We start from the raw sequence: 9223 nt of genomic DNA, 5'->3' as shown, positions 1-9223 counted from the left end.
TTCCTGCCTCGCGGCGGTGGTCCTGGCGTTCCTGCCTCGCGGCGATGGTCCCTTGCATTCCCGTCGTCGCGGCCCCCAGGGCCGCGACGACGGGATCAGGTCAGCTCTGCCGGACGTGACGGTCCTGGTCGGGGGCGGGGAGTGATGAGCGGCATCCGGGAACCTGTTCGACAGTGGTACCGGGCGGAAGTACCGTCTGTGCAGTGCAGTTTCGGAAACCGTCGTCGGCAGTGATCCCCGGCTCCGGCGGCGAGGCGGGCCGGGTGCGGCGGGTGGGCAACTGGGGAGTCGCGGTCGGGGCGGGCGCCTACCTGTGCTGGGGTGCGTTCCCGGCGTTCTTCGGCCTGCTGGAGTTTGCGAATCCGGTCGAGATCGTGGCGCAGCGGATTCTGTGGACGCTGGTCGTGGTGCTGATCGTGCTGCTGCTGGCCGGCCGGATCCGGGAACTGCGCGGCATCGACGGCCGGACCTGGCGGCTGGCCGCGGTCGCGGGCGCGGCGATCGCGCTCAACTGGGGCGTCTACGTCTACGGCGTCACGTCCGGGCACGTGGTGGAGTGCGCCCTCGGATATTTCATCAACCCGCTGGTCACCGTGCTGTTCGGGGTGGCGATCTTCCGGGAGCGGCTGGTCTGGCCGCAGTGGGTGGCGCTGGGGCTCGGCGCCACCGCGGTGATCGTGCTGACCGTCGACTACGGCAAACCGCCGGTGATCGCGCTCGTCCTGGCCTGCTCGTTCGCGACCTACGGGCTGGTGAAGAAGGTGATCCGGCTCGACCCGATGCGCAGCGTCGCGGCCGAGGGGCTGATGTCGGCGCCGTTCGCGCTGGCGGTGGCGATCGCGTTCGTGGTGACCGGGCAGTCCGCATTCGGGGACGGCGTGGGCGATACCGCCCTGATGATGTCGACCGGCCCGGTGACCCTGGTGCCGCTGCTGCTGTTCGCCTTCGCCGCCGGACGGGTGCCGCTGTCGACCATGGGAATCCTCCAATACCTCACTCCCGCACTGCAAATGGCGTGGGGCGTGCTGGTCGGGCACGAGGCGATGCCGCCGTCGCGGTGGGCCGGATTCGGGCTGATCTGGCTGGCGCTGGCGGTCTTCACCGCCGATGCGCTGCGCCGTGCGCGCCGCGCGGCCGAAATCCGCGGTGCCGCCCACTGATCCGGGGCCGATAGTTCTCGGGTCTGTCGGCGGCGCTCGCGACGGCAGTACCGTCCGGGCGAACGCGTGGCCACCCCTCGGCCGCCGTTCGGAAAGGATCATGATGCGCAAGAGAATTCGCGTCGCACTCCTCGCCGGTGTGTTCCTCGCGGCACCGCTGGCCGTGGCCGGACCGGCGTCGGCGGTGTCGCTCGAACCCGCCCAGCCGCAACCGGAATCGGTCGACCTCATCTGCACCATGCAGTACCCGCCGAGCCTGGCGTGCCTGCTGTCGTCGCTGTCGGCGTCGATCTCGTCCGGACCCAACCTGCCCCTGTAGGCGACGAATCCGGCGAGTTGTCGGAACTCGTCCGGGTGCGATACGTTCTGTCTCGTGGCGGTGCTCCCGTAGGCCGACTTGGTACCGGTCCGGGGTCGGGATCGCCACGAGCACAGGAGAAATCCTTTGTCCATTCAGTTCAATCACACCATTGTCGGGTGTCGCGACAACCGGAAGTCCGCCGAATTCTGGGCCGATATCCTGGGCCTCGAGGTCGGAGCGGAGTGGGGCCCGTTCATCCCGGTCACCGTCGCCAACGGAGTCACGTTCGACTTCGCGGTCGTCCCGCCGGGTACCGCCGAGATCCAGCCCCAGCATTACGCCTTCCTGGTCTCAGAGGAGGAATTCGACGCGGGTTTCGCGCGGATTCAGGCCCTGGGCCTGCGCTTCTGGGCGGATCCCCGCCAGGCCCAGGAAGGCGAGATCAACCACAACGACGGGGGCCGAGGGGTGTACTTCCTCGACCTCAACGGCCACTTCCTGGAGATGCTGACCGTCCCGTACGGGGGCTGGCCGGAGTAGCCTCGATCATGTCCGCTCCCGGCGCCTCCCCGCACAGCCTGACGATCAGCGAGGTCGCCGCGGCCATGCATCTGCCCACCTCGACGCTGCGGTTCTACGAGCGGGAAGGGCTGATTCAGCCGCTGGCGCGCCGCGGTGGGAAGCGAATCTACGGCCCCGATATTCTCGCCCGCCTGGCCCTGATAGATATCGCGAAGCAGGCGGGGTTCACCATCGCCGAGGTGGCTCGCTTCATGGATCACGGCAGCGGGACGCCGAGTCCGCAGTGGCGGGAACTGGCGGAACCCAAGCTGGCCGAGCTCGATGAGCAGATTGCCTTCGCCGAGCGAGCGAAGGCGATCATTCGGCACGGGTTGGATTGTCCCAGAGCCTCATTCGTGGGCTGCCCGGTCTTTCAGGAGCTGATCCAAAGCCATATCGAGGCGATCCGGGAGCGGACCGGGCATAGGGGCGACCGCACCGAATCCGCAGTGCGCCATGGGTTGACTTGAAGTTGGGTTCAACGGCAATGCTCGGTGCATGAAAGACACCAGCGCCGTGGCCGCCGCCCTCGGCGAACTGCTCGACCCGGCCAATCGGCACGACCCGTACCCCCTGTATGCCCGCATCCAGCGGGCCGGGCCGATCTGGCTGGAGTCGTTGTCCGCCTTCCTTGTTCCCGGATTCTCCGACTGCGAGGCGTTGCTGCGTGATCCGCGGCTGAGCGCCGAGCGGGGGGCCGGCGAGAGGGAACGGTTGCAGCAGTTGCTGCCGCCGGACGCGCCGTCGTCGGTGTTGCAGCCCTGGTTTCTGTCCCTGGATCCACCCGATCACACGCGCCTGCGCCGACTGGTCTCCAAGTCTTTCACCGCGCGGACGGTGACCCGGCTCGAGTCCTCGGTGATCGAGCTCGCCGACGATCTGCTCGACGCCGTCGCCGATCGCGGGGCAAGCATGGATGTCGTCTCCGAATTGGCCCGTCCGCTGCCGACCACGGTGATCTGTCGCCTGCTCGGCGTCCCCCTCGCCGACGAGCCGCTGTTCCGCGGTTGGTCCGATCGCCTGATTCGGCTGATCGACGGCTTCGACCTGGACCAGTCCCCGGCCGGCGTCGCTCCCGACTGGCTGTGCGCACTCACCGACATGCACCGCTACATCCGTGACCTGATCGCGGCGCGCCGCCGCGACCCCGGCGACGACCTCATCTCCGAGCTGTCGACCGCCGAGCACGGAAGCGATGTGCTCGGCCACGACGAACTCGTCTCCACCGTGGTGCTGCTGCTGGTCGCCGGGCACGAGACCACGGTGAACCTCATCGCCAACGGAATTCTCGCCCTGCTGCGGCGGCCTGGACTGCTGACCGGGCTGCGCGATCGCCCCGAACTGGCCCCCGCCCTGGTCGAGGAGACCCTGCGCTACGACCCTCCGGTGCAGTTGACCGCCCGAGTCTTGAAGGAGGACACCGAATTGTGTGGCCACAGCGTCCCCCGAGGCGCCATGGTCAATCTGCTGCTGGCCGCCGCCCAACGCGATCCGTCGGCGTTCTCCGAACCGAACCTGTTCGATCCCGGTCGCCCCGACTCCCGCCACCTCGCTTTCGGCGGCGGTCCGCACTTCTGCCTCGGCGCACCGCTGGCGCGCCTGGAAGGACGGACGGTATTCCGGCGTTTCGCGGAGCGAGTCGTCGACCCGGTCCTGATGCAGGATCCACCGCCGTACCGGCCGCACGTGAATCTGCGTGGGCCGGAAGCACTCCCGGTTCGCTTCAGCAAAATCCTGCCCCGATCACAGGATCGCTGACGGGTCTGGCCCGCTCGCCGTGTTCCGGACACGCGGCGCAGCGGTCTCGTGAATACCTTCGGAGATGCCGATAGACTCGCCGTGCCGATTCCGGCTGTCTCGATCCCATGTTTTCCAGGGCTCTTTCTCTCTCTGCATCAACTTCCCGATGACGGAAAGGAACGCAGTTCATGAGGTTGCTTCGGTTCGCGATCGCCGGTGCCGCGATAGTGGCGGTCTTCGGAGTCTGTGGCGGTGGGGTGGCGTCCGCCTCGCCCGGCGCGGTCCTGTCGGGGATCCAGTATCTGACCCAGCACGTGCCGAGCGACATCGTGCAATGGGAGGAGGGGGAAGAGGAAGAAGAGGACGAGGGCGAGAACGAGCCGGGCAACGGGACGACGAACAAGACTCACCTGGCGCCCGGCAAGTACTGCGGTTCGGCGATCCGTACGGCCCACTACGGCGAAGCCGTAGTGGACTCCACCGGTAACTCTCTCATCGACAACGCCATGTACACCGTCGAGTCCGACGGGACGATCAAGTACGACGACAGCTGCCACAACTGCGTGATGGAGCGCGGCATCCTGAACCGCAACGAACTCACCCCCCGCTGCAACTACTGACAGCCGACAGAACACCGCGACCGGCAGAGCCCACGATTCACGCACCCCTCGCAGGTTCCCGCACCGGCTACATGCCCCTGCAACGCGTGCGGGAACGAACAGGGGGTGCGGGAACCTCGGCTCTGCCGACCGGTAGGGGTTGCGCTGTGGGGATGGTGGATTATGCAGGGGGACGGTGGAATTCGCCGTCCTGCATTCCTGCGGTGAAGCCGTCCCACTCGCCGGGGGTGAAGATCAGTGCGGGGCCGGTGGGGTTCTTGGAGTCGCGGACGCCGACCTTGCCTTCGGCGAGCCAAGCCACCTCGACGCACTCGGTCTTGCCGCTGCTGCGGCTGCTCTTGAACCAACTTGCTCCGGATAAGTCGACGTTCACGCTTCGTATCTCCTAGCCACCTGCCGGAGCAGGTCCCGCGATTTCGTTTCATCCAGCGATGCGTCCTGCATAGCCGAAACAAGCCTCTGGTAGCGCCGCACGTCGTCGGGCTTCTCCAGATACAAGTCGTTGGTACTTGCCGATCCTTCCAGATAGACCAGAGGGGGCTCCACCGGTTTTCCCTTCGCGTCGGTGCCGAACTGGAGGATCGAGAAGGTTTCGGGCAGTAAGCCCCATATGACCCCGGCTGAGAAGGGCAGGATGCGCAGGCTGACGTTGGGGCGCTTGCTGGTCTCTGCCACGTGCCGCAGCACGGTTGCCATGACCTGGGGTCCGCCGACCAAACGATGTAGAGCGGATTCGTGAAGCAGCACTTCTAGTTTCACCGGGACGGCTTTGCGAGTGACGATTGCCTGACGTCGCATCCGGAGCTCCACACGACGTGCGATGTCTTCAGGATCCTTGTTCTGAAAGTAGGCGCTGATCAGTTCGCGTGCGTAGTCCGCCGTCTGCAACAAGCCGGGAATGATCTCGTTGTAGACGACCAGATGCTCCGCCGCCGACTCGAGCCCGACGTACATATTGAAAGTCGAATCGCTGTACAGCCCACCGAACGCGGTGTACCAACTCTTCACCTGGGCCTGTTCGGCCAGCTCGACCGCGCGCTTGGTCTCCTCCGGCGACATCTCGTAGAGCTCGCAGAGTGCTTGGACATCGCGGACGCGGATGCGCACAACCTCCCCCGCCTCCATCCGCTGTAGTGCCGACTTGCTGAGTTCGACTAGTGGCGCCGCCTTTTGGATCGTGAGGCCGATGCCCTCACGCGCCTCCCGCAAGAGGCGGCCGAGTTGGCGCCTCGTCAATGTCGATGGTTGATCGTCCTCGGTCATGCGCGTACCCCCTGCAAAGTCGGGTCGGATTCCCTCCTGGATCTGGGTCGGACTTTACAACGGTTGCGGACCATTTCCTGGTGTTTCGGCAGGATTGGTTCGGGACACGCGAATCGGGTCGCTTCCTGTGGTTTTGCATGGTCTGCTGGGTCCGGCAGTCGAGACAGAAACGTTTGCGGTGGGAGACCGGAACGCCCCCACCTCCGACGGGTCATGGCGAGACCGCAGCTGTTGCACCGAGATTCGGACCCGTGCCATCCGGACGACTCGGCACGGTGCGGACCGCGTGGCCTGTCTCGGCTGCCACCCGGAACACACCACGGACACCTGCGGGGTCGAGGACATGATCACACGACGGAGTACCGGCATCGCGGCGGAACTGGCGGTGCTGGAACCCGGTGGGCTGCTTACGGTTCGGCAGCTGGCCGAGCAGGCGGGGCTCACCGGGTGGGCGGCCCGCGCGGCGGTCGCCTGGCTGGAGCGGCGCGCGCTGGTCGCGCCGGCGCATCGGCGATCGCGGTGGCGCATCACCGATCTGGGCCGGACCGCCGTCGCCTCCCGCGTGCTGCCGCGATAGGCGACGGCATGGACGGCATGCACCGGACCGCGGTGGACGGGGTGGAAGCGCAGTGGCGATTCGATCAGGATGGGGTTGGAATCATGAACGTACGCAATACGATTGACGGTACGCTGATCACCGTGGGCACGGACCTGTCACAGGCGCGTGAGCGGTTGCCGGAACTGAGCAGATTGTGGGATGCGATCCGGCACGATTTCTGGCGCGAGTTCTTCCCGTCCCGGCACTCGTTCCCGGCCGCACACACCACGCGGTGGCTCGGATGACCGAGCGGCGATTGGTGAACGACGGCCCGGTACCCGAGATCGGGGAGGTGTCGGCGCACGCCACCCGCTGCGGCTACCGCCTGGTCCGCGACTCGACGCCGACCGACCGGTGGCTCCTGCTGGATCTCGACGACGACGAATGCCTCTACTCGGCGCTCACACTCGACGGCATCGAACAGTACTTGAACGAGTAGCCATCCGACGACCTGAACGACGGGCCGCCGAGTGGATCGAGCCTTGCAAGTAGGCGTGCCCACCCCTACGGTAGTTGACGTTACTATCGGTAACATATATTACACGGGTGTGGATGCATGCCTGGTCAGGGCGACGAAGGGGTCGATATGAGTGTGGCTACGAGTGATCATCGAACACCGGACGCCGAAGCGTTCGACGCCATCGTCATCGGCTCTGGCATCGGCGGTATGACCGCCGCCGCGTACCTGGCCGCCGGTGGCCGCAGGACGCTGGTACTCGAGGCCTACGACGTGATCGGCGGCTGCACGCACGTGTTCCGGCGCGCGGGTAAGTGGGAATTCGACGTCGGCGTGCACTACCTGGGCGACTGCGGGCCCGAAGGGCAGATTCCCACCGTGCTGCGCGGCATCGGACTGGACAAGAAGATCGAGTTCCTTCCACTGGATCCCGGCGGGTTCGACACCATCGTCTTCCCCGATCTCACCCTCGAGATCCCGGTCGGCTGGGATAACTACCGCGACAACCTCATCCAAGCATTTCCCAACGAGGAGAAGCAGATTCGCGCGGTGGTCGGTGTGCTGCAGCGGATCGGCTCGAGCATCGACCACAGCCGCACCCCGGCCTCATTGCTGGGCAACGCAGCGTTCGCGCTGCGGTGCGGGCTGGACGCGCGCTGGGCCCTGCGGCCGCTGACGCATCTGCTCGATTCTCAGAAACTCAGCTCGCGGCTCAAGGCCGCGATGTCGGTGCAGTACGGAACCTATGCCAGCCCGCCGCACCGAACGCCGGTGGCGGTACACGCGTTCATGCTGCAGAACTTCCTCAGCAGCGGCGCGTATTTCCCCAAGGGTGGCGGCCAGGTGCTGTCGGCCCGTCTGGCGGAAGTCGTCGTCGCGCACGGCGGCGAGATTCGCACCCGCGCCGCCGTGCGGCGAATTCTGGTGCGGGACAAGACTGTTACCGGCGTCGAGCTGGAGGACGGCACCAGATTCTCCGCGCCGGCAGTGGTGTCCAACGCCGACATCAAACAGACCTACCTGAACCTGGTCGGCCGGAAACACCTGCGCCGCATCACCGCGAGGCGAGTCGAACGGTTCCGGATGTCGCAGCCGTTCTTCAATTGCTATCTGGGCCTGGACATCGACCTGAGCGCCCGCATGCCCAATACCAATTTCTACTCCGTCCCCAGCTCCGAGGACGTCACCTCGCTGTTCGAGGACCTGGCCGAGAACCGGCCGGGATACAGCCGCGACGAGCTGATCGAACAGGCGCGCAAGCGATTGCCCGCCTACGTCAGCGTGACCACCATCAAGGATCCCGACAATCCACACGGTGCGCCCGCCGGATCCACGGTCCTCGAGGTGATGACCCTGGCCCCCGCCGAAGCCGATTTCTGGGGCCTGGACAGCTGGCCCGAACCTGGCGACGACAGCTATCGGCGTAATCCCGAGTATCTACGCGCGAAAGAAGCGTTCACCGAGATCATGATTCAGCGTGCGGCCGAGGTCATTCCGGGCCTCGCCGACCACGTGGTGTGGCGTGAGGCCGCCACGCCCTTGACCCAGAGCCGCTATACCCGCGCCAGTGGTGGAACGCCGTACGGCCTGGAAATGTCGATAACCCAGTTCGGCCCGTTCCGCCCCGGTGTGCGAACCGAGATCGGCGGCCTCTACCTGTGCGGCGCGGGGACCGCGTGGGGACCGGCCGTCGAAAGTGCCATGCTCTCCGGCCTGCACGCCGCCGCCGCGGTCCTGGACCGCGACCTCGACAGGGAGATCCGCGCCGGCTCGGTCCTCGGGGACCACCACGACTACGCCGCCGACCCTCCGGAATGGGAACCTCTCGCCGCTGCCAAACAACTCGCGCGACGCACGAGCCGGTCCCGGAACTGAGGAGACCATCTGCTGGCGCGTCGTCCGGTCGTTGAATGCGTGGTCAGCGGAAGTTGTCCGCTACCAAGTGAATTGCGTCCATGAGCGCGGGTTTCAGAGGCTCGTCCCGCTCGGCGGCGGCACGGATCGCGGCCATTGCCGCGCCGACGAACGCGCCGACCACGGTGGCGGCGCGGACGTCATCCAGGTCCTCCGGGTAGCTGCGTCGCAGCGCCGCCGCCATCCGCTCCTGGGTGGCAAAGGTGCGCTGCAGCATGGCCCCGTACAGCGACGGCACCGTGAACAGCAGGCGAGCCCGCGACGATCCGTGTTCCTCGATGGGATCGTCGCGCTGCTCGGTCGCCAGCATCGTGCCGAAACTGCGGAGCACCAGGTCCGCCGGAACCTCGCCGCGTTTCGGCGCGCTCAGCACCCGCAGCCCCGACTCGATGATCCCGGTCCGGTCGCCGAAGACCAGCTCCTCCTTGGTGGCGAAGTAATTGAAGAACGTGCCGGGCGAAACCTCTGCGGCACGGGCGATTTCGACGGTCGTGGTCTTGTCGTAGCCCTTCTCCTCGAACAGGCGGTACGCCGCGCGCAGCAGTGCGCGGCGGGTGCGCTCCTTCTTCAGCTCGCGCAGTCCGACCTCGGTGTCACCCATATCCGCAC

At 66.5% G+C, this 9223-nt stretch carries 13 protein-coding genes; 10 read left to right on the top strand and 3 right to left on the bottom strand.

All coding sequences use genetic code 11. From position 1 onward, the window contains the following. Positions 1-230 precede the first annotated feature (230 nt). The 6 genes from rarD to NM1_RS11800 all read left to right on the top strand — a co-directional run bounded on the left by rarD (position 231) and on the right by NM1_RS11800 (position 4382). The gene (rarD, locus tag NM1_RS11825; protein WP_373864036.1) at positions 231-1160 is read left to right on the top strand and encodes an EamA family transporter RarD; all 930 of its coding nucleotides are present in this window, start codon (positions 231-233) and stop codon (positions 1158-1160) included. Positions 1161-1263: 103 nt separating this feature from the next. Next, complete coding sequence (locus NM1_RS11820; protein ID WP_147288996.1) at positions 1264-1479, top strand: hypothetical protein; 216 nt, start codon at positions 1264-1266, stop codon at positions 1477-1479. 126 nt (positions 1480-1605) lie between these two features. Beyond that, a complete protein-coding gene (locus tag NM1_RS11815) occupies positions 1606-2001 on the top strand; it encodes a VOC family protein (RefSeq protein WP_068018154.1) in 396 nt (131 codons plus the stop codon). 8 nt (positions 2002-2009) lie between these two features. Next, the gene (locus NM1_RS11810) at positions 2010-2492 is read left to right on the top strand and encodes a MerR family transcriptional regulator (protein ID WP_068018150.1); all 483 of its coding nucleotides are present in this window, start codon (positions 2010-2012) and stop codon (positions 2490-2492) included. A gap of 28 nt (positions 2493-2520) precedes the next feature. Continuing rightward, positions 2521-3780, top strand: coding sequence for a cytochrome P450 (locus NM1_RS11805; protein ID WP_068018147.1), 1260 nt, complete (start codon positions 2521-2523; stop codon positions 3778-3780). Positions 3781-3950: 170 nt separating this feature from the next. Then, positions 3951-4382 carry a hypothetical protein gene (locus NM1_RS11800; RefSeq protein WP_068018145.1) on the top strand — a complete coding sequence of 144 codons (432 nt, stop codon included), beginning with the start codon at positions 3951-3953 and terminating at the stop codon, positions 4380-4382. 160 nt (positions 4383-4542) lie between these two features. Here the strand turns inward: NM1_RS11800 and NM1_RS11795 are convergent, their stop codons facing one another. Continuing rightward, a complete protein-coding gene (locus NM1_RS11795; RefSeq protein ID WP_068018142.1) occupies positions 4543-4755 on the bottom strand; it encodes a DUF397 domain-containing protein in 213 nt (70 codons plus the stop codon). After that, a complete protein-coding gene (locus NM1_RS11790; RefSeq protein ID WP_068018138.1) occupies positions 4752-5645 on the bottom strand; it encodes a helix-turn-helix domain-containing protein in 894 nt (297 codons plus the stop codon). The genes NM1_RS11795 and NM1_RS11790 overlap by 4 nt, the downstream gene beginning before the upstream one ends. Positions 5646-5988: 343 nt before the next feature. On the opposite strand from NM1_RS11790, the gene NM1_RS11785 reads away from it, so the two are divergent. The 4 genes from NM1_RS11785 to NM1_RS11770 all read left to right on the top strand — a co-directional run bounded on the left by NM1_RS11785 (position 5989) and on the right by NM1_RS11770 (position 8575). Continuing rightward, complete coding sequence (locus NM1_RS11785) at positions 5989-6222, top strand: hypothetical protein (RefSeq protein ID WP_147288995.1); 234 nt, start codon at positions 5989-5991, stop codon at positions 6220-6222. Between the two features lie 8 nt (positions 6223-6230). Next, positions 6231-6488 carry a hypothetical protein gene (locus tag NM1_RS11780; RefSeq protein WP_068018133.1) on the top strand — a complete coding sequence of 86 codons (258 nt, stop codon included), beginning with the start codon at positions 6231-6233 and terminating at the stop codon, positions 6486-6488. Further along, positions 6485-6682 carry a hypothetical protein gene (locus NM1_RS11775; RefSeq protein WP_068018131.1) on the top strand — a complete coding sequence of 66 codons (198 nt, stop codon included), beginning with the start codon at positions 6485-6487 and terminating at the stop codon, positions 6680-6682. Before NM1_RS11780 ends, NM1_RS11775 begins: the two co-directional genes overlap by 4 nt. Positions 6683-6829: 147 nt before the next feature. Beyond that, entirely contained in the window at positions 6830-8575 is a 1746-nt protein-coding gene (locus tag NM1_RS11770; protein WP_068018129.1) for a phytoene desaturase family protein, read from the top strand. Positions 8576-8618: 43 nt separating this feature from the next. Here NM1_RS11770 and NM1_RS11765 read toward each other — a convergent pair whose 3' ends face one another. Next, entirely contained in the window at positions 8619-9215 is a 597-nt protein-coding gene (locus NM1_RS11765) for a TetR/AcrR family transcriptional regulator (RefSeq protein ID WP_068018126.1), read from the bottom strand. Positions 9216-9223: the final 8 nt, after the last annotated feature.

The organism is Nocardia mexicana NBRC 108244 (genome assembly GCF_001613165.1).
Lineage (GTDB): Bacteria > Actinomycetota > Actinomycetes > Mycobacteriales > Mycobacteriaceae > Nocardia > Nocardia mexicana.
This window is presented reverse-complemented; position numbering and strand designations above follow the sequence as displayed.